Source organism: Acinetobacter sp. YH12233 (assembly GCF_013417725.1).
Taxonomy (GTDB): Bacteria; Pseudomonadota; Gammaproteobacteria; order Pseudomonadales; family Moraxellaceae; genus Acinetobacter.
Window position 1 is genome coordinate 45,874 of the sequence record NZ_VPDK01000002.1, and the last position, 20,197, is coordinate 66,070.

The window sequence follows — 20,197 nt, forward strand, 5'->3', positions numbered from 1 at the left end:
CGCTATAAATGAATTAATTGGTATAACCTGTTTGCACAATTTGTTCAAGCATTGCTCAGAAAATGCAAAAGGGCAAGTATGATAACTTGCCCTTGAGGAAATTGCACCTTCGAGAGTCGGCTTATTCAGCAATCGGTTCAGGTAGCTCAGTTTCATTAGTTTTAGGACGATCGAGTAAACCGAAAGTCATGCGATTGGTCAGACTGCGTTTTTCTGACTGGTCTTCAGATGATTGGCTAGACGTATCGGTCACGGTTTTGGCTTCTTTACCGAAAATACCCAAAGTCGCACGGTTGAAGAAACTGCCTTCACTACGTGCTGCACGCAGGTTCACAGTACCATCAGCATTCACCAGACCTGGATAGTTCAGTTTCAGTACTTCGATATATTGCTGTGCTGTGGCTTTATCACCTAGTTTGTCATAGCCGTAAGCAACGGTTGCCAGCGCTTCTGGAATCTGTGGCGTTTGTGGATAGTGTTCAATTACCCATAAACCACGTTCAACAGCAGCCAGATATGCTTTACGCTTGATATTGAAACGGGCCGCATTCATTTCGCTTTCTGCCAGTTCCTGACCGATAAACTTCATACGTTGTGCAGCGTCTACTGCATAGGTGCTTGATGGATAGCGGCGAATGAAATCGACAAAATTCTGGTAAGCTACTTTCAGGTAGCTCACATCACGGTGTGACTGTTTTAGTGAGGTATAACGTAGCAGGCCATTATAGTTCTGCTCCATATTCGCTACGCCACGGACATAGTAAGCATAGTCGACATTTGGATGTTGCGGATTCAGACGGATAAAGCGTTCTGCCAGTGCAACAGCACCTTCATAATCTTTTTGCTGGAATTTGACATACAGCAGTTCCAGTTGCGCCTGCGGTGCATACTGGCTGGTTGGGTAATAGGTTTCCAGTGCTTCGAGCTGTTTTGCTGCATCAGTATATTGTTTGCGATCTAGCGCGTTCTGTGCTTTCTGGATATAAACCTGTTCGCTAGATTCTGGACCTTTGTCCACGACTTCTTTTTTTGGATTACTGCTACAGCCTACCATTGCCGATGCAATGCCTAACGTCATAGCAAGCATTGTCATTTTATAATGTGGTAGCGACATAAAAATTCCTCTGTTAATACGGGCAATGAGCTACAATTGCACTATTAAACCACTTTTGTCTGAATGAGCAAATGAGTCAAGCACAATCTTCCAATTCTAATATCCCTGATACTGATTTCAATTTACTTGAAGATTCTGAGGATGCAGATAACCATACTTCAGACGCAACTGCAACACGTTTATCGTTGCAATTTCAATTGGATGAAAGTTATATCGGGCAACGTATCGACCAGATTGCGGCCATGGTCTGGAGCGATTTTTCTCGAGAAAAGCTCAAGCAATGGATCAAAGACGGCAATTTATTAGTGAATGGTCAACCAGTTAAGCCGAAATTTAAAAGTGACGGCTTTGAAACCCTGACTTTAAACGTTGAACTGGAGGCACAAACCCGTAGCTTGCCTGAAGATATTCCACTGGATATCGTCTATGAAGATGATGACATCATTGTCATTAACAAACCAGTGGGCATGGTGGTACATCCGGGTGCAGGCAATATGACTGGTACACTGGTCAATGCCTTGCTGCATCATTATCCGAAATCTTCTGAACTGGCGCGTGCAGGTTTAGTGCACCGGATCGATAAAGATACTAGTGGTCTATTGGTTGTCGCTAAAAATCTGGAAGCGCAGTTTGCGCTTAGCAAGCAGCTTGAGAAAAAGACCGTCTACCGTGTGTATGACCTGATCGTATATGGCAACATCATTGCCGGCGGTACCATTGATGAACCGATTAAACGTCATCCAGTGGATCGTGTGAAAATGGCAGTCCTGCCAGGCGGTAAGGAAGCGGTGACGCACTACAATGTGAAAGAACGCTTCCAGCATTTCACCCGTATTCAGGCACGTCTGGAAACCGGTCGTACGCACCAGATTCGTGTGCACTTTAGCTACCTGGGCTATGGTCTGGTGGGTGATCAGGTCTATATGCCACGTGTGCGTATGCCAGCCGGTGCTTCGCAATTGCTGGATGACACCTTGCGTGGTTTTAAACGTCAGGCACTGCATGCAGCGACTCTAGGCCTGAAACATCCACGTACCAAAGAAGAAATGACCTTTAATGCGCCGTGGCCAGAAGACTTCGCCAATCTGGTTGAAGTGCTGCGTAGCGAAAACAAGGCCTATTAATTTTTCATTCTATTAGCAGTCATTAAAAAAAGGGAAGCGACATGCAATTTGTACAAGGTTTGCCTCAAGGCGTTTATGTGGGTCAGACCCGTGTTCATCATGAACAGGTACAGCCTTCAGCCCAGCCAGAACTGGCCGGCTTTAACCTGGCTTTGCATGTCAATGATGATGCTGCACGTGTACAGAAGCATCGCATCCAGCTGTTGAAAGACTTCCAGCCTTTTGGTGTGGACAAAATTACCTGGATGACACAGACGCATAGCACCATTTGTCATACCATCAATGAGCAGATGCCTTTCGAGGCATTGGTCGGCGATGGCCTGGTCACACAGCGCAAGGCCCATGCCTTGATGATGATGACGGCAGACTGCTTACCTGTGGTACTGGGTAATGCTGAAGGCACTGAAGTAGCCAATCTGCATGCGGGTTGGCGTGGGCTGGCAGGCGGTATCGTTGAAAATACCATTGCCGCGATGCAATCCAAGCCTACCTGGGCGTGGCTCGGTGTAGCGATCAGCCAGCCTTGTTTTGAAATTGGCTCAGAAGTAAAAGAAGCTTTCTGTTCCAAATATCCTGAACTGGACAGTGCATTTCAGGCAGGGGAACAGGCCGGAAAATACTATGCGGATCTGTATGCGATTGCGCGTTACATCTTACAGCAGCAGGGTGTTGAGACTGTTCTAGGTGGCGATCAGTGTTCATATCGTCAGGCGGATGAATATTTTTCCTATCGCCGTGAAGCCAAAACCGGACGCATGGCAACATTCGTGTTTATGGCATGAAAATGTTAAACTTGATTGAAATTCTTGGTTTTTGATTGTTATGTCCCTATCTTCCCAATCTGCTGCGATTGTTTATCACAGTCCTTATGGACACACGGCTAAAGTGGCAAACTTCATTGCCGAAGGCGCACAAAAAACTGGTGTCCAGGTGCATATGATGAATGTGGAACAGGTGGATTGGGAGGTGTTGGACGCTGCCGATGCAATTGTATTTGGCTGTCCGACCTATATGGGTAGTCTGACTTCTGCCATGAAGTTATTTATGGAGCAGTCGTCCAAGCGCTGGCTGGCACGTAGCTGGCAGGGTAAACTGGCTGCAGCCTTTACCAATGGTGGTGGACTCAGTGGCGACAAGTTGGCGGTCCTGCAGCAAATCAACTTATTTGCCATGCAGCATGGCATGTTGTGGAGTGGCTTACCATTAATGCCGACAGGACGTGCAGTGACCGATCTGAATCGGATGTCGAGCTTTCTGGGTCTCATGACCCAATCTGATAATGCGCCTGTTGAAGTGACACCACCGGAAGGGGATTTACAAACCGCGATCTGGTTTGGTGAATATATTGCCTTGACACTGTCCCGTCTGAATCTGAAAGCCTAATTCGATCCATAAAAAAAACCTCCATCAATTGGAGGTTTTTTTATTGCTGGCATTATTTATGGAAAATACGCGCTTTATCACGTTGCCAGTCACGGTCTTTTTCAGATGCACGTTTGTCGTGTAACTGTTTACCTTTTACCAACGCAATTTCCAGCTTGGCATGCGGGCCTTTCCAGTAACAGGCCAGTGGTACACAGGAATAACCTTTCTGGTTGATCGCGCCCATGAGTTTTTCAATTTCACGGCGTTTCAGCAGCAGTTTACGGGTACGCGTTGCTTCAGGGACAACATGGGTAGATGCACTCAGTAAAGGCTGAATCTGTGCGCCGAACAGGAACGCCTCACCATTTTTAAAGGTGATATAGCTCTCCACAATACTCATACGACCGGCACGCAGGGATTTTACTTCCCAGCCTTGCAAGGAAAGCCCAGCTTCAAATTTTTCTTCAATAAAATAATCGTGACGGGCACGTTTGTTCAGAGCAATCGTTCCGCCGTTATTTTTTTTAACTACAGTTGCTTTCGCCATAATCAGACACTTCCAAAGTTGTAGCTATTGTACCGTAACTTTTATTGAGTTGAAGTGTTTAAATTGATGGAGTTTCTTCACTAAAAAATGAAGATTTTGTTAAAATGGAAACTTACACAATAAACAGAGTACAAATGGATGACTAAAACTCGTGTAATTTATCCGGGAACTTTTGATCCGATCACCAATGGCCATATTGATTTGGTGACCCGCGCAGCAAAGATGTTTGATGAAGTTGTAGTTGCAATTGCAATCGGACATCACAAAAACCCGGTATTTAGTCTGGAAGAACGAGTTGAACTGGCCCAAACGTCATTAAGCCATTTGAACAATGTTGAATTTGTAGGATTTGATGGCCTGCTGGTGAACTTCTTCCGCGAGCAGAATGCTACAGCGGTATTACGTGGTTTACGTGCAGTGTCCGATTTTGAGTATGAATTCCAGCTGGCCAACATGAACCGTCAACTGGATTCTCATTTTGAAGCGGTATTTTTAACCCCTTCAGAGCAATATTCTTTTATTTCATCCACATTGGTGCGTGAAATTGCTCGTTTAAGAGGTGATGTGACCAAGTTTGTTCCGCCAAACGTGGTTGAAGCCTTCGAGCGTAAACTTCAGCAAGGTTGGTAGAGTGTCTTTATATATCACCGATGAATGTATCAATTGTGATGTCTGTGAACCTGTCTGTCCGAATGAGGCAATTTTTATGGGTGACGTCATCTATGAAATTAACCCGGACTTATGTACAGAATGCGTCGGACATCACGACAAACCACAGTGCCAGTTATTTTGTCCTGTGGACTGTATCCCGCTTGATCCGAACCATGCCGAGACCCGTGAGGAGCTTCAGGCCAAGTATGAAAAACTGACTGCTCAAAAAACATCAAGCAATTAGTCGCCAGATTTGGTACTATGCGGCTCGAAGTGAGCCAGACGATCGCTGCTGTGGAGATCTCCGTGATTGAAGCAGGGGAGGAAAGTCCGGGCTTCATAGGGCAAGGTGCCAGGTAACGCCTGGGCGGCGTGAGCCGACGGAAAGTGCAGCAGAGAGTAGACCGCCTTCATTATGGTTCTGAGCAATCGGAATCGGAGGTAAGGGTGAAAGGGTGCGGTAAGAGCGCACCGCATGGCTGGTAACAGTTCATGGCATGGTAAACCCCACCGGAAGCAAGACCAAATAGGGATCCTTTAGGCATGGCCCATGCTGGATCCGGGTAGGTCGCTTGAGCGTATGAGTGATTGTACGCCTAGAGGAATGATCGTTCTCGACAGAACCCGGCTTATCGGCTCACTTCACCAAATTTTGATCAATCAGCACAATATGGGCTTGACGTTCTAAACAGAAAAACCCATAATGCGCGCACAGTTTAAGGCTATGTAGCTCAGTTGGTTAGAGCACCGCACTCATAATGCGGGGGTCACAAGTTCAAGTCTCGTCATAGCCACCATATTCTGAAAAACCCACTCCGATTGAGTGGGTTTTTTTTATAGCTAATGTTTTGTGGCTTCATTGGTTAAAAATCTAAAAAGCCTTACAATAGTTAAAATAAAACAAATAACAAGAATATGTATGATGATTAAAAATTTAATGCTATCAACTCTGATTTTCTTTATTGCTTTACCTGTTTTTGCTGCAGATTCAATTAAGTCACTTCCTTTTAAAGAAAAAAGTATTTCCAAAGCAGAAATACGATCAATTTGTCAGAAAATAAAACTTAGTTGTGATGAGAGTGGTGCAAAACTTTGGGTAGTTAAAATTGCTGAAGCTGAAAAATATTATTTAATTAATGAAAATTTACAAATGATTCAGCTTTCAAAACATCTTGGAAAGTATCAAATCGTTGATTATTGGGATCTAACCAGGTATCAACAGGTTTATGCGCTTGAAGAGGATAAGAGTGGTATAGAATTTATATATCCTGCCTTATACCCACTCTATCGGCATAGTTATGCTATTGCCTTAATTCATGGCTGGGTTTCAAATGATGCAGGTGAACAGAATGCACAGTTTATTCAATTACTTCCAAAAGGAAAGACAAAACTGGTCTTCGAGCATTTACCTTTTTACGAATACCAGAATCGACTTTCCTGCTACAAAGATATGAAAGATAAAAAGAATAATTATTGTGATGATCAGAAGGAGACCGTACTTAAGATCAGCTATAGAGATGTAGGATTGGCTTATTATGAATGGCGTTTAAGTTATTTGAATATAAACTGGCTTAAGAATAATAAAATCGACGAATATAAACAGCGGAGTTTGGCGTTAATCCCTTTTATTCAAGCGCAGTAAAGGCATGTAGCAGTGATCTAACATCATCCGTTTGCAACTGCTCACGCATTTTTAAAAACTGCTTTTCATCTAAGTCATAGAGCTTTAGAGAAAGTAGTTTCTTAATATCTTCTTCAGGGAAGCGATATTTAATAATTTTCGCAGGCACGCCACCTACAATCGCATAAGGTGGAACGTCTTTTGTGACGACAGCACCTGTTGCCACCACAGCACCTTCACCGAGCTTTACACCTTGCATAATCATGGCACGTGAGCCAATCCAACAGCCATCTCCAATGACTGTATCACCTGCAGGCACAAAACTACGTGTATCGAATGGAAACGCAGAAATCCAGTCTGTTCGGTGTAACTGGTTACCACCCATCATAATTACGCATTCTGCGCCAAAACAGACGAAATTCCCGATATAAAGCTGGTCAATCGGCTTCTCTGGTGTAGCTGGCTTATCATGCAGATAACGCACCACACAACGCTCAAAACCTTGATCCCAATAGGCTGAGTAATAACTGTAATTGCCCTTAATATGAATATTTGGATTCTTCACCGTTTTGGAGAGGAATTCGAACTCACACCAATGGTTCACAGGGGAATTAATCAACTTTTCAGCCATAACTAGGATTCAATAACAATTAATGCGTCATTATAGCGAATTGATCTTCAAGCTGGAGAACAATCCCATTCAATAACAGACCTGATTGCAGGGTTAAGTTTTACATGGTCTTAGCGGATTGAGGGATACGCGTAATGACTTTGATTTCGAAGTCAAAACCTGCCAGCCAGGTCACGCCCACAGCTGTCCAGTTCGGATAGGGCTTTTGCGTAAAAATCTGGTTTTTAACTTTCATAATGCTTTCAAATTGCTGTTCAGGATTGGTGTGAAAGGTCGTGACGTCGACAATATCATCGAAAGTACAACCAGCCGCTGCCAATGTAGCAGCCAAGTTTTCAAAAGCTCGTTCTACCTGTTTCTCAAAGTCAGGTTCAGGACTGCCATCTTCACGGCTACCAACCTGACCAGAAACAAATAATAAATCTTCTGATTTGATTGCGGCAGAATAATCATGCTGTTCATACAAAGCATGGCGATTTTGGGGAAATATTGCAGTTCTAGTCATGATAATTCTCGCTCAATTTTAATTTATACGTATTTTAGAAAGCTGTTTAAATTTTCACATACGTAACGTATGTAAACATAATTGACATACGATGCGTATGTCAATTAAAATTTTCACAATACTGATGGAAACAATATATGTCTGTACGTGAACAAAAAATGGCGGAAACCCGCAAAAAACTCATAGAAGTCGCACGTCGTGCATTTGCTGAATACGGTTATGCGGACACTTCCATGGATAAGCTCACGGCAGAAGCAGGGCTAACCCGGGGTGCGCTATACCATCATTTTGGTGATAAAAAGGGCTTATTTGCTGCCGTGGTCGATCAGATTGATTCAGAAATGGCTGAATATGCCGGGCAACATCTGGAGCAGCCTGATGATCTATGGGAGGGATTGATGCTTGAAGGGCGTACCTATATCGAACATGCTTTAAATGCTGAGTTCCAACGGATTGTGCTACGTGATGGTCCGGCAGTATTAGGGGACCCCGCACATTGGCCAAGTCAAAATAAATGCCTGCAGTCGACACGTGAATGCGTAGAACAGTTAATGGTTGAAGGTAGATTAAAACCAGTTGATGCACTTGCTGCGGCAGTCTTGCTCAATGGTGCAGCAATGAATGCAGCACTATGGGTCGCTTCTAGTGAGGATCCTGCACAGGTCTTACCTCAGGCTTTACAGGCATTTGAAGCCTTGGCATCTGGCTTCTTAAAATAAAATCGATGGGAATTTCTAGGCTCAATAAAAAACCCCTCATCTGAGGGGTCTTACAGCCTAAAATATCTAGTTAAAAATTAGATATATTCAACGCTTACAATTTCGTATTCGACTTCACCTTGTGGTGTCACGATTTTCACATCGTCGCCTTCGTTTTTACCCAGCAGGCCACGCGCGATCGGAGAGTTCACAGAGATCTTGTTGATCTTAAAGTCTGCTTCATCATCACCCACGATTTTGTAAGTTTTGCGTTCTTCAGTGTCTAGATTCTCAATAGTCACAGTGACACCAAAAACTACACGACCGTTTTGCTCCAGTTCTTTAACATCAATCACCTGGCAAGCGCCCAGTTTACCTTCGATGTCCTGAATACGGCCTTCACAGAAACCTTGCTGCTCACGCGCAGCATGATATTCCGCGTTTTCTTTTAAATCCCCATGCTCACGTGCCTCTGCAATCGCTGCAGTAATACGTGGACGATCCACAGTTTTCAGTTGGTGTAATTCTTTCTCTAAGGCAAGTTTGCCTTCGGGAGTCATAGGATAACGTTGCATAGTTGTCCCTCAGTAATAAAAATGAAAGTCTATAAATGAAAAAAAGCCCGCCACCGAGAAGGTGACGGGACTTCTCAGTAACGAATTAACCTACTGTTAAATCTTGCAAACGATATACATCCATTGGCAATTTAATTGCTAAAGCTTGGCATACAGCATCAGCACCATTCAGGGTAGTGGTATGGTATACCTTACCTTGAAGCGCAGAGCGACGGATCGAGAATGAATCCTGCTGAGCTTGTTTACCCTCAGTGGTATTGATAATGAGGTGAATTTCACCATTTTTCAAGCGGTCTACAATGTTTGGACGGCCTTCGGTTACTTTATTTACACGTTCACATTCAATACCTGCAGCTTTAATTACATCGTATGTGCCGCCAGTCGCAAGAATCTTGAAGCCAAAGTCAGCAAGCTGCTTCGCAATACCTACCGCACGTGGTTTATCAGAATCACGTACAGAGATGAATGCATGTTTCACTTCGCCTTCAGTTGGCAGACCTGGTAAACGATCGTTAGAGCCTAGAACAGCTTTGTAGAACGCTTCACCAAATGTTTTACCAACGCCCATTACTTCGCCTGTTGATTTCATTTCAGGGCCAAGGATCGGGTCAACACCAGGGAATTTGTTGAATGGGAATACTGCTTCTTTCACAGAGAAGTGAGCAGGGATAATCTCTTTGGTAAAGCCTTGAGACTCAAGAGATTGGCCAGCCATACAACGTGCAGCTACTTTTGCTAAAGATTCACCGATACATTTAGAAACGAACGGAACCGTACGAGAAGCACGAGGGTTCACTTCCAAAATGTAAACGTCATCGCCTTTCACCGCAAACTGAACATTCATCAAGCCTACAACGCCAAGCTCTTTAGCCATAGCGATGGTTTGACGACGCATTTCGTTTTGCACGTCTTCAGACAATGAATATGGAGGAATCGAACATGCAGAGTCACCAGAGTGAATACCGGCTTGTTCAATGTGCTGCATAATACCGCCGATCACCACGTCTTTACCGTCAGATACGCAGTCCACGTCAACTTCAATCGCATCATCAAGGAAGTGATCCAGAAGAACAGGCGCTTCATTCGATGCTTGTACAGCATCACGTAAGTAGCGTTTTAATTCTTCGTCGTTATACACGATTTCCATCGCACGACCACCAAGGACGTAAGAAGGACGTACAACCAGTGGATAACCCACTTTAGCTGCTTCTGCCATACCTTCTTCAGCAGATTTTACGATGCTGTTATTAGGTTGACGAAGTTGCAGACGTTGAATCATTTGTTGGAAACGTTCACGGTCTTCTGCACGGTCAATCGCATCTGGAGATGTACCGATAATTGGCGCACCAGCTTCTTCCAAAGCACGAGCCAGTTTCAGTGGAGTCTGACCGCCGTACTGAACGATAATACCTTTCGGCTTTTCAGTACGTACGATTTCAAGAACGTCTTCAAGTGTAATCGGTTCGAAGTACAGACGATCAGACGTGTCATAGTCAGTTGAAACCGTTTCAGGGTTACAGTTCACCATGATGGTTTCATAACCGTCATCACGCATTGCCAGGGCAGCATGTACACAGCAGTAATCGAATTCGATACCTTGACCAATACGGTTAGGACCGCCACCAATCACCATGATCTTGTCACGGTTAGACGGATTAGATTCACACTCTTCATCGTAAGTTGAGTACATGTACGCTGTATCAGATTCAAACTCTGCTGCACATGTATCCACACGTTTGTAGACTGGAGTTACGCCCAGATTCCAACGGTGCTTACGGAATTGTTTTTGTGAAATACCCATCAGGTTGGCAATACGGTGGTCAGATAAACCTTTACGTTTAAATGAACGGATATTGTCAGCGTTAAGATCACCAAAACCTAAAGATTTGATTTGTTCTTCAGTTTTAACGATGTCTTCGATCTGGATCAGGAACCAGCGGTCAATATTGGTTGCCGCAAATACTTCATCAAGCGTGAAACCGTGACGGAATGCATCAGCCACATACCAGATACGTTCTGGACCTGGAACTTTAAGTTCTTGAAGAATCTTCTCGCGCGCACCTTCAGTACCCACTTCGATTTTTTCATCAAAACCAGTTGCGCCAACTTCAAGACCGCGAAGTGCTTTGTTCACAGACTCCTGGAAGTTACGGCCGATCGCCATCACTTCACCTACAGATTTCATCTGTGTAGTTAGTGTCGCATCAGCTTGCGGGAATTTTTCGAAGTTGAAACGTGGAATCTTGGTAACAACGTAGTCAATTGCTGGTTCGAACGATGCTGGAGTTGTACCGCCAGTGATGTCGTTTTTCAGCTCATCAAGGGTATAACCAACAGCCAGTTTCGCTGCGATTTTCGCAATCGGGAAACCAGTCGCTTTAGATGCCAGTGCAGATGAACGCGATACACGTGGGTTCATCTCGATGATTACCATACGACCATCTTTCGGGTTAATACCGAACTGAACGTTAGAACCACCCGTTTCAACACCGATTTCACGAAGAACTGCTAAAGATGCATTACGCATCAACTGGTATTCTTTATCAGTCAGTGTTTGTGCAGGCGCAACAGTGATCGAGTCACCGGTGTGTACGCCCATTGGGTCAAAGTTTTCGATCGCACATACAATGATACAGTTGTCGTTTTTGTCACGAACAACTTCCATCTCGTACTCTTTCCAGCCAATCAATGATTCATCGATCAATAATTGGTGAGTAGGAGAGAGGTCGAAACCGCGTTCACAGATTTCCAGGAATTCTTCACGGTTGTAAGCAATACCACCGCCTGAACCACCCATCGTAAATGATGGACGGATAATCACAGGGAAACCGAAGCGCGCTTGAATCTCAAGTGCTTCTTCCATTGATTCAGCAATAGCCGCTTTTGGACATTCCAGACCAATTTTACGCATTGCTTCGTCAAACAGTTTACGGTCTTCTGCTTTTTCGATAGCTTCTTTGGTCGCGCCGATCAGTTCAACGTTGTATTTTTCAAGAATACCGTTGGCATCCAGTGCAAGGGCACAGTTCAGTGCAGTCTGGCCACCCATCGTCGGAAGCACAGCATCTGGACGTTCTTTTTCAATGATTGCTGCAACAGTCTGCCAGGTAATCGGTTCGATATACGTTGCATCTGCCATTGCAGGGTCGGTCATAATGGTCGCTGGGTTAGAGTTCACCAGAATAACGCGGTAGCCTTCTTCACGAAGCGCTTTACATGCTTGAGCACCTGAGTAGTCAAACTCACATGCTTGACCGATGACGATCGGACCAGCACCAATGATCAAGATGCTTTTAATGTCAGTACGTTTAGCCATGATGCTTCCTTAATTACTTCTTAGATGCTTCGATAAGTTCGATGAAATGATCGAACAATGGTGCGCAGTCATGTGGACCAGGGCTTGCTTCAGGGTGACCCTGGAAGCTGAACGCAGGTTTGTCTGTACGATGGATACCTTGGTTTGTACCATCAAACAGTGAGCGATGAGTCACACGCAATACCGCAGGCAGGGTGCTTTCATCCACTGCGAAGCCGTGGTTTTGAGAAGTAATCATCACTGTACCAGTTTCGATGTTCTGTACAGGATGGTTAGCGCCATGGTGACCGTGCGGCATTTTTACCGTTTTAGCACCCGATGCAAGAGCAAGAATCTGGTGACCTAAGCAGATACCAAATACTGGAATTTCAGTTGTTTCAACAATTGTTTTTACAGCTTCAATTGCGTAGTCACATGCAGCTGGATCGCCAGGACCATTTGACAGGAATACGCCATCTGGATTTAACGCAAGTACTTTTTCAGCAGGAGTTTGTGCAGGCACCACAGTTAATTTACAGCCGCGGTCTGCGAGCATACGCAAGATGTTGGTTTTGACACCGTAGTCGTATGCAACCACATGGAATTTAAGTTCAGGTTGAGTAAAGCCTTTGCCAAGTGCCCATGAGCCTTCAGTCCATTCGAAACCGGTCGGATCACAGCATTCTTTCGCAAGGTCTAAACCACTTAAACCACCGAATGCACGTGCTTTTTCGACTGCTTCTTCTTCAGTGATGTTTTCACCCGCAAGGATACAACCGTTTTGTGCACCTTTATCACGCAAAATTCGAGTTAATCGTCGCGTGTCGATGTCAGCAATGGCAACTACATTGTGCTGTTTTAAATAATCACCGAGTGATTGATTCGCACGGAAGTTACTATGTAGTAAAGGAAGGTCACGGATAATTAAACCGTTTGCCCATACTTTATGAATACGACCTGATTCAGCGTCTTCTTCGTTGCAACCTGTGTTACCGATATGTGGGTAAGTTAGCGTTACAAGCTGCTGTGCATAACTAGGATCAGTCAAAATTTCTTGATAGCCAGTCATGGCAGTGTTGAAAACGACTTCACCAGTCGTACAACCCGATGCGCCAATTGAAGTACCTTTAAAGATAGTTCCGTCGGCAAGGGCTAAAATTGCTGGGGTGCTCAAACCAAAGCTCCTGAAATTTAGGCTGTAAAAAAGCGAGTAGACGAAAAAAAAGGAAGGTTAATTTTTAAACCTACCCTCCTATGTCTGCTCGCTTGAACTTAACACGGCATTATACGCAGAACCACCCTCCAAGTCCAATAGCTTTACAGCAAAAGTATGAGATAAATGGCTTGCTTTTTGCTTGAAAGTCTGTTTTACGAACAACGTAAAAAAATGTAAGCAATTAAGAATTGTCTAACAAATCAAATCTTAATTTTTATCAAAACTACTAATATGGATGAGTCGTAATATAACTATAGGAATAAGACACATGACTACAGCAGCGAAATCTTCCCAATCCAAGAAAAAGATCAATACCGTGGTTTCAGAAACGACTGAACAGCTTGAAAAAGTAGCAGCTGAAGCCAAAGAACAGGTGGTGGAAACCATCGAAGAAAGCAAAGAGAAACTTGAAGTCGAAGCGAAACAGCTGGGTGATACTGTGCAGGAGCAGTTACGTCAGTTGAAACAGGATCTGTTGCAACGGATCGATACTTTGAAAGAGCAGTTATTTGGTTCGCAAAAAGAACTGACTGAATTAACCAGCTTTATCAAAACCGAATTTACTGCAGTCATTGAAGACTTATCCAATATGGGTAAGGAACTGAAAGAAGATGTCAGCCAGATCTCGACCAAACATAAAGAGCATCTGACTGGTACATTCAAGCGCTCAAAAGATAGTACCATTGAAGTTCTAAAAAAGGTCAAACCCATGGTAAAAGCTGAAAGTTCAGAAAAAAGCCCTGAGCTGAAGAGTTAAGGGAAGACGCTGACTTAAATTGCATGAAAGGAGAACTGGATACGTTCTCCTTTGTCTTTTTGAGGCAAAACGGACTCACAATAATAATGAAAGGGGGTCACGATGCAGCAGCATTATTTTGTAGGTGTACTTTGTTTACTGACGCTGATTATGATGCTTAATCTGGAAAGTTGGTTGATGCGTGCACTTTATCTCGGTGTGATGATGTTATGTCTGGGATTCTTTGGACTAACTTTTGGAACGATTATCCTGATCATCTTCACGTTAACTGTAATTTTTTATGCCGCGGTAAAATCAGTGCAGGACAATTACCGCTTACATCACTAAAATGTCGAAAACAATTAAAATGAACTCTTAGTCTATCAGCTTAAATATCGTTTAAATTATTATTAAAGTAGCCAGCCCTAAGTGTTGAGAGCAGGCTAATTATTTCAATTTAATATTGACCTGAATCTACGTAGAGAAAATACAGAAAAATATTTTCTTCAAGCTATAACAGCGAACTTTGAGCGGATGAGCCGGAAAAGCCCATAAAAAAACGTGAGACTTTAATGCTCACGTTTTTTAATATCTTTGTTATCCAGCAAATGCTTTTAATCTGCATTAAAAGACATGCAGCCAATCCCGTTTATTGTGGAAGTCTGCTTCTGGGCTGCTGTGCTGCATCGCAAAGTATTGATCACCTTGTGAGGTTTTTAATACTGCTGTCAGACCAATAAACAGGTCTGCCCATTTAAGTTTATGCTCAACCATAAACTCGGTCAGATCCAGACTGACATTCAGACCATAATGGGTACGTTTAAGCTGATTCAGTTCGATATCGTATGCAGCAGGTGGCGGCATATCTTCCGGATAGCGATATTCCTCAAACTGATAGGCTTGCCAAGCCTGAGAAGGAGAGAGATTGATTTCACGATAATAATCTTCACCCTGAACCCCGATAAAGATTTCAAAGCAGGTCTGTTCCCACAAAAAATTACGACGGGGATGTGCAGTAACCATTTCTGGCCACAGCACGTACTGGTTGGGATCGCGCAACCAAAATCCGACATTCAAGCTGTATGGATTTTGCTGTTCGATGGCACCGACCAATGAGATTGCCTGAAAACGGCGATCAAATGCGCTGAGTTCGTAACTGGCCATAAATCCTGTACTTAGTTAGAAAGATGGGCAAAACGGACAAGATTGGATAACTTCTGGTTTTGCTTTGGTGCTTTCTTGTAAAGCAGCGCAATTTTACCAATAGTTTGTACCACTTCAGCACCTGTAGTTTCTGAAAGTTCAGCAATGAGTGCTGCACGTGCTTCACGGTCTTCAGCCACCACTTTTACTTTAATGAGTTCGTGATCATTAAGGGCACGATTTAGCTCTTCAACTACAGATTCAGTTAAGCCTTTGTCACCAAGCATTACAACCGGGTTTAATGCATGTCCAATTTGACGTAAACGCTTACGTTCCTGAATAGATAAAGACGCCATGAGAGATAACCTGATTTTTAAAACGGCTTAGTATAGCAAAAGCGAAAAATAAACGCTGTAAATTCTCAGGAAATAATCACTTGTAAATAATCGCAAATTACACCGGAATACTCAGATTTAGATACACATGTATACTGCAAAAAATGTGTTTTTCCCGTACAATGAATCATTAGAAGTTTTTTTTATTTAGAGAGTTATGGCAACACGCATTACCAACCAAAAGTTATCTAAAAGTAGTCGTGCGTGGATGAGAGAGCATCTTGATGACTTTTATGTGAAAAAAGCACAAAAAGAAGGTTATCGTGCCCGTGCTGCGTACAAGTTGCTAGAAATTCAGGAAAAATACGGCATTATCAAACCCGGCATGACGGTAGTGGACTTGGGTGCTGCCCCAGGAAGCTGGTCCCAGATTGCCGGAAAACTGGTCGGTGATAAAGGTCTGGTGATTGCATCAGACATCTTAGAAATGGATGCGCTACCTGATGTGACTTTCTTGCAGGGCGATTTCCGTGAACAAGAAGTATTCGATAAATTGTTAAATATTTTAAACGGACGCACAGTAGACGTTGTAATTTCAGATATGGCCCCCAATACATCAGGTAATAGAGCTGTAGATCAACCTCGTCAGATTTATTTATGTGAACTTGCTCTGGATTTTGCCAACAAGGTACTCGGTCCCAAAGGACAGTTTGTAGTGAAAGTATTCCAGGGTTCAGGTTTTGATGAATTTCGTAAAGAAGTCGTCAACAGTTTTGATGTATTGAAGACGATTAAACCTGCTGCATCACGTGCCCGTTCGAAAGAAGTGTTTCTGGTCGGACAGGGACGCAAGAAGGCTTTGAAATAAAGTTTACTTGCCAACACGTTAAAAATTGTGCATTTTGTAGGTTTTTACATTATTGCAAATTGATTTGCAGCTTATTGATTAAGGTCACCCTTCGAGGGCATGATCAAATTAGATTGGAATGGGAAATAAAGCTTTGAGCGATCTTTTTAAGAATGCCGTATTGTGGCTCGTGATACTGGGTGTGCTGGTGTTAATCTTCAGCAACGTCAGTGACCGCAATCAACCGACTACAATGAACTATTCGGAGTTTGTTGCCGCGGTCAATGCTGGCCAAATTAAACAAGTTACAATTGATGGCGAAAGAATTCGCGGTGAAAAATCAAACGGTTCAGAGTTTGAAAGCATTCGCCCGGCAGTTCAAGACCCAGAACTGATGCCAAGCCTGATTAAAAATAATGTGGTCGTTGAAGGTGAAGCGCCTCAACGTCAAGGCTTGCTCATGCAATTGCTGATTGCAAGTTTCCCTGTACTTCTAATCATTTTGTTATTCATGTTCTTTATGCGCAACATGGGTGGTGGTGCAGGCGGCAAGAATGGCCCAATGAGCTTTGGTAAATCTAAAGCGAAAATGCTATCTGAAGACCAGATCAAAGTAACATTTACTGATGTGGCGGGTTGTGATGAAGCAAAACAGGAAGTAGTCGAAATTGTTGACTTCCTGAAAGATCCTGCAAAATTCAAACGCTTGGGTGCGACTATTCCTAAAGGCGTCCTGATGGTGGGTCCTCCAGGTACAGGTAAAACCTTGCTGGCTAAAGCCATTGCAGGTGAAGCAAAAGTTCCATTCTTTAGTATCTCAGGTTCTGACTTCGTTGAAATGTTTGTCGGTGTCGGTGCATCACGTGTACGTGACATGTTCGAACAGGCAAAACGTCATGCGCCATGTATCATCTTCATTGATGAGATTGATGCAGTCGGTCGTCATCGTGGTTCAGGTACAGGTGGCGGTCATGATGAACGTGAACAGACTCTGAACCAGATGCTGGTAGAAATGGATGGTTTCGAAGGCAATGAAGGCATTATTGTCATCGCTGCAACTAACCGTGCTGATGTACTGGATAAAGCCTTACTTCGTCCAGGTCGTTTCGACCGTCAAGTCATGGTAGGTCTACCAGATATTAAAGGTCGTGAGCAAATCCTGAATGTACACTTGAAGAAACTTCCTTCTACTACTGGTGTAGATGTCAAAGTTCTTGCTCGTGGTACGCCAGGCTTCTCAGGTGCACAGTTGGCCAATCTTGTAAACGAAGCGGCATTATTTGCTGCACGCCGTAACAAGAACACAGTCGACATGCATGACTTTGAAGATGCGAAAGACAAACTGTACATGGGTCCTGAACGTAAATCGATGGTACTTCGTGAAGAAGAACGTCGTGCTACGGCTTACCATGAAGCAGGTCATGCGATTGTTGCAGAAATGCTTCCAGGTACAGACCCTGTGCATAAAGTCACCATCATGCCGCGTGGCTGGGCATTAGGTGTCACCTGGCAGTTGCCTGAATTTGACCAGACTAGCCATTATAAAGACAAAATGTTGAATGAACTTTCAATCCTGTTCGGTGGTCGTATCGCAGAGGAAGTCTTCATTAACCAGATGTCGACTGGTGCTTCGAATGACTTTGAACGTGCAACTAAAATGGCACGTGCAATGGTGACCAAATATGGTATGTCAGACAAGTTAGGTGTCATGGTCTACGAAGATGACTCTCAACAGTCTTTCATGGGTAGCATTGGTACCCGTACGATTTCTGAGGCCACCCAACAACAGGTAGATGCGGAAGTTCGTCGCATTATTGATGAGCAATACAAGGTTGCGCGCGATATCCTTGAAAACAACAAAGATATTGCCCATGCCATGGTGAAAGCGCTACTTGAATGGGAAACAATTGATCGTGAACAGATTCGTGACATTATGGAAGGTCGTGAGCCAAAACCACCTAAAGTTTATGTTTCAGACAATCCAGTGATTGATGTAACACCGACTGATGGTCCAATGACTCCTCCGCCATTACCAGCGAACTAAGTTAAAAATTAAAACCACCTTCGGGTGGTTTTTTTATGGCCATTGTTTTGTCATATCTAGTTGAATGCTATAGTCAATTCATAAAAATCACTGAGTAAAAATAAGAATGACTTTACCTGTTCTGGAATCTAGTATTTATCAGCTACGTTTGGAGCCACTGAGCTGGGAACATTTTGCAGACTTAGAAAATGCATGTGCCGAAGGGGACTTGGGGGAAGTGTTATATAATTCGGTACCTTACCTACATAAACTTAAACACTACTTTACCCAAGCTTTTGAACAGCAGTCCAAAGGTGAAAGAATGGCTTTTGCTGTGATTGATCTGAATTCGGGTCGCGCTATTGGTACTACCAGTTATCATGATATCAAGCCGGAAATTCCACGTGTTGAAATTGGCTTTACCTGGTATGCCAAACCTTATCAACGAACCTATGTAAACCGGGTCTGTAAATATCTTTTGCTGCAGCATGCATTTGAAGAGCTGAATGCTCAAGTGGTAGGCTTTCGGACTGATCATCTGAATCTTAAAAGTCAAAAAGCTATTGAAGCTCTGGGTGCCAAACAGGATGGCATCATTAGATGTCATATGCTGCGTAAAGATGGCATGACACTCAGAGATAGTTATATCTATAGTATTTTAAAAAGCGAATGGGTTGATGTAAAAGCGTTACTGCAATCCAAGCTGATGCAATATTCCAATAAGAACTATTTTGAAATCTAGCTATTGAATAGATTGAGCTTTGCTTTATTGATCTTTCCATAAGACAATACCGGGGTTATTGTGAACTAGGATTGAACCATGCAGCTGAAGCCACTACGACCACAGATCTGGACTTTCGGTCATTTGAAACTGGATTTGTCTCAGCCGCATGTGATGGGAATTTTAAATGTGACTCCGGATTCCTTTAGCGATGGGGGGCTGCACAATCAGAAAGATCAGGCAGTAGTAAAAGCCCTGGAAATGATTGCTGATGGTGCCACCGTAATTGATGTGGGTGGTGAATCTACACGTCCAGGTGCATCAGTCGTGGAAGTTGAAGAAGAAATCCGTCGTGTTGTGCCTGTAGTTGAAGAACTGGCCAAGCATGATGTGATCATCTCGATTGATACTTCACAGCCAGAAGTGATTAAAGCAGCCGTGAAAGCGGGTGCACATATCTGGAATGATGTACGCGCGCTCACTCGTCCACAAGCGTTAGAGACGGCAGCAGAACTGAATATTCCGGTGATCATCATGCATATGCGTGGTGAGCCGACTACGATGAATAATCTGGATCAGTATGATGATGTGACTCAGGATGTGATTCGGGAACTGTCACAACGGGTTCAAGATGCTCTAGATGTGGGTGTTAAAGCTGAACATATCATGATTGATCCTGGTTTTGGATTTGCAAAAAATGCCCAGCAAAATTTAAAGCTGTTGCAAGAGTTTTATAAATTGACAGAAATGGGCTATCCGATTTTGTCTGCTTTATCCCGCAAACGTTTTATTGGTGCTGCACTAGATGGTGCAGAACCACAAGCACGTGCAGTAGGCTCGGCTGCGGCACATTTGCTGAGCATTCAGCAAGGTGCCTGTATGGTTCGTGCACATGATGTCAAGGTAACAGCAGACGCCATCAAAATCTGGAAAGCTATGCAAAATGCCTAAATCTGGGCTGAAAGACATATAGGAGCACAAGCTGTTTGGCTTTTAAACAGCAATGTGCTATACAGGCACGCTTAAGTTAGATTGTCATCTTTTAGAGTG

General features: G+C 43.6%; 22 protein-coding genes, 1 tRNA gene and 1 other RNA gene. 15 read left to right on the top strand and 9 right to left on the bottom strand.

Annotation, left to right across the window (positions count from 1 at the left end; translation table 11 throughout):
• Window positions 1-121 precede the first annotated feature (121 nt).
• Entirely contained in the window at window positions 122-1,114 is a 993-nt protein-coding gene (locus FTV12_RS01610) for an outer membrane protein assembly factor BamD (RefSeq protein WP_180016906.1), read from the bottom strand.
• Window positions 1,115-1,185: 71 nt separating this feature from the next.
• Between FTV12_RS01610 and rluD the strand changes: the two genes are divergently transcribed.
• The 3 genes from rluD to FTV12_RS01625 are packed head-to-tail and all read left to right on the top strand — an operon-like array spanning window position 1,186 to window position 3,621.
• Window positions 1,186-2,238: a 23S rRNA pseudouridine(1911/1915/1917) synthase RluD gene (rluD, locus tag FTV12_RS01615; RefSeq protein ID WP_004784827.1), complete on the top strand. Its 1,053-nt coding sequence runs from the start codon at window positions 1,186-1,188 to the stop codon at window positions 2,236-2,238.
• A 41-nt stretch (window positions 2,239-2,279) separates the two neighbouring features.
• Complete coding sequence (gene pgeF / locus FTV12_RS01620) at window positions 2,280-3,020, top strand: peptidoglycan editing factor PgeF (protein ID WP_180010598.1); 741 nt, start codon at window positions 2,280-2,282, stop codon at window positions 3,018-3,020.
• 40 nt (window positions 3,021-3,060) lie between these two features.
• A complete protein-coding gene (locus FTV12_RS01625; protein WP_180033442.1) occupies window positions 3,061-3,621 on the top strand; it encodes a flavodoxin family protein in 561 nt (186 codons plus the stop codon).
• A 52-nt stretch (window positions 3,622-3,673) separates the two neighbouring features.
• Here the strand turns inward: FTV12_RS01625 and smpB are convergent, their stop codons facing one another.
• Window positions 3,674-4,150 (bottom strand): SsrA-binding protein SmpB, encoded by a 477-nt coding sequence (gene smpB, locus FTV12_RS01630; RefSeq protein WP_004784822.1) that lies wholly within the window; start codon window positions 4,148-4,150, stop codon window positions 3,674-3,676.
• A 138-nt stretch (window positions 4,151-4,288) separates the two neighbouring features.
• On the opposite strand from smpB, the gene coaD reads away from it, so the two are divergent.
• From coaD to FTV12_RS01655, 5 genes are all read left to right on the top strand, one after another.
• Window positions 4,289-4,780 carry a pantetheine-phosphate adenylyltransferase gene (gene coaD, locus FTV12_RS01635; protein ID WP_004784820.1) on the top strand — a complete coding sequence of 164 codons (492 nt, stop codon included), beginning with the start codon at window positions 4,289-4,291 and terminating at the stop codon, window positions 4,778-4,780.
• 1 nt (window position 4,781) lies between these two features.
• Window positions 4,782-5,045, top strand: coding sequence for a YfhL family 4Fe-4S dicluster ferredoxin (locus FTV12_RS01640; RefSeq protein ID WP_034581081.1), 264 nt, complete (start codon window positions 4,782-4,784; stop codon window positions 5,043-5,045).
• Between the two features lie 26 nt (window positions 5,046-5,071).
• Window positions 5,072-5,449: RNase P RNA component class A (rnpB, locus tag FTV12_RS01645), an RNA gene on the top strand.
• 72 nt (window positions 5,450-5,521) lie between these two features.
• Window positions 5,522-5,598 (top strand) — tRNA-Met (locus FTV12_RS01650).
• Window positions 5,599-5,720: 122 nt separating this feature from the next.
• Window positions 5,721-6,443 (top strand): hypothetical protein, encoded by a 723-nt coding sequence (locus FTV12_RS01655; protein ID WP_166137866.1) that lies wholly within the window; start codon window positions 5,721-5,723, stop codon window positions 6,441-6,443.
• Here FTV12_RS01655 and FTV12_RS01660 read toward each other — a convergent pair.
• Both FTV12_RS01660 and FTV12_RS01665 read right to left on the bottom strand, forming a co-directional pair.
• The gene (locus FTV12_RS01660) at window positions 6,427-7,053 is read right to left on the bottom strand and encodes a CatB-related O-acetyltransferase (RefSeq protein WP_166137831.1); all 627 of its coding nucleotides are present in this window, start codon (window positions 7,051-7,053) and stop codon (window positions 6,427-6,429) included. The genes FTV12_RS01655 and FTV12_RS01660 overlap by 17 nt on opposite strands.
• A 100-nt stretch (window positions 7,054-7,153) precedes the next feature.
• Complete coding sequence (locus tag FTV12_RS01665) at window positions 7,154-7,558, bottom strand: RidA family protein (RefSeq protein WP_166137828.1); 405 nt, start codon at window positions 7,556-7,558, stop codon at window positions 7,154-7,156.
• Window positions 7,559-7,695: 137 nt separating this feature from the next.
• Here FTV12_RS01665 and FTV12_RS01670 point away from each other — a divergent pair, with 137 nt between their 5' ends.
• On the top strand, window positions 7,696-8,277 hold the full coding sequence (locus FTV12_RS01670) for a TetR/AcrR family transcriptional regulator (protein WP_180010602.1): 582 nt from the start codon (window positions 7,696-7,698) through the stop codon (window positions 8,275-8,277).
• 77 nt (window positions 8,278-8,354) lie between these two features.
• Here FTV12_RS01670 and greA read toward each other — a convergent pair whose 3' ends face one another.
• The 3 genes from greA to carA all read right to left on the bottom strand — a co-directional run bounded on the left by greA (window position 8,355) and on the right by carA (window position 13,300).
• On the bottom strand, window positions 8,355-8,831 hold the full coding sequence (gene greA, locus FTV12_RS01675; protein ID WP_005236827.1) for a transcription elongation factor GreA: 477 nt from the start codon (window positions 8,829-8,831) through the stop codon (window positions 8,355-8,357).
• Between the two features lie 85 nt (window positions 8,832-8,916).
• Window positions 8,917-12,147: a carbamoyl-phosphate synthase large subunit gene (carB, locus tag FTV12_RS01680; RefSeq protein WP_159123473.1), complete on the bottom strand. Its 3,231-nt coding sequence runs from the start codon at window positions 12,145-12,147 to the stop codon at window positions 8,917-8,919.
• Window positions 12,148-12,160: 13 nt separating this feature from the next.
• Window positions 12,161-13,300 carry a glutamine-hydrolyzing carbamoyl-phosphate synthase small subunit gene (gene carA, locus FTV12_RS01685; protein ID WP_005236823.1) on the bottom strand — a complete coding sequence of 380 codons (1,140 nt, stop codon included), beginning with the start codon at window positions 13,298-13,300 and terminating at the stop codon, window positions 12,161-12,163.
• A 310-nt stretch (window positions 13,301-13,610) separates the two neighbouring features.
• Between carA and FTV12_RS01690 the strand changes: the two genes are divergently transcribed.
• Window positions 13,611-14,099: a hypothetical protein gene (locus FTV12_RS01690; RefSeq protein ID WP_004784804.1), complete on the top strand. Its 489-nt coding sequence runs from the start codon at window positions 13,611-13,613 to the stop codon at window positions 14,097-14,099.
• A gap of 102 nt (window positions 14,100-14,201) precedes the next feature.
• Complete coding sequence (locus FTV12_RS01695; protein ID WP_159123475.1) at window positions 14,202-14,426, top strand: hypothetical protein; 225 nt, start codon at window positions 14,202-14,204, stop codon at window positions 14,424-14,426.
• 276 nt (window positions 14,427-14,702) lie between these two features.
• Here the strand turns inward: FTV12_RS01695 and FTV12_RS01700 are convergent, their stop codons facing one another.
• Window positions 14,703-15,242: a DOMON-like domain-containing protein gene (locus FTV12_RS01700; RefSeq protein WP_180010604.1), complete on the bottom strand. Its 540-nt coding sequence runs from the start codon at window positions 15,240-15,242 to the stop codon at window positions 14,703-14,705.
• Window positions 15,243-15,253: 11 nt separating this feature from the next.
• Window positions 15,254-15,577: a ribosome assembly RNA-binding protein YhbY gene (gene yhbY / locus FTV12_RS01705; RefSeq protein ID WP_004784797.1), complete on the bottom strand. Its 324-nt coding sequence runs from the start codon at window positions 15,575-15,577 to the stop codon at window positions 15,254-15,256.
• A gap of 196 nt (window positions 15,578-15,773) precedes the next feature.
• Here yhbY and rlmE point away from each other — a divergent pair, with 196 nt between their 5' ends.
• From rlmE to folP, 4 genes are all read left to right on the top strand, one after another.
• Window positions 15,774-16,424, top strand: a complete 651-nt coding sequence (rlmE, locus tag FTV12_RS01710) for a 23S rRNA (uridine(2552)-2'-O)-methyltransferase RlmE (RefSeq protein ID WP_004784794.1) — start codon at window positions 15,774-15,776, stop codon at window positions 16,422-16,424.
• Window positions 16,425-16,557: 133 nt separating this feature from the next.
• Window positions 16,558-18,447: an ATP-dependent zinc metalloprotease FtsH gene (gene ftsH / locus FTV12_RS01715; protein ID WP_034170205.1), complete on the top strand. Its 1,890-nt coding sequence runs from the start codon at window positions 16,558-16,560 to the stop codon at window positions 18,445-18,447.
• Window positions 18,448-18,553: 106 nt separating this feature from the next.
• Complete coding sequence (locus tag FTV12_RS01720) at window positions 18,554-19,168, top strand: GNAT family N-acetyltransferase (protein ID WP_180010606.1); 615 nt, start codon at window positions 18,554-18,556, stop codon at window positions 19,166-19,168.
• Between the two features lie 78 nt (window positions 19,169-19,246).
• Window positions 19,247-20,098, top strand: coding sequence for a dihydropteroate synthase (folP, locus tag FTV12_RS01725; protein WP_180010608.1), 852 nt, complete (start codon window positions 19,247-19,249; stop codon window positions 20,096-20,098).
• The last annotated feature ends 99 nt before the right edge of the window (window positions 20,099-20,197 follow it).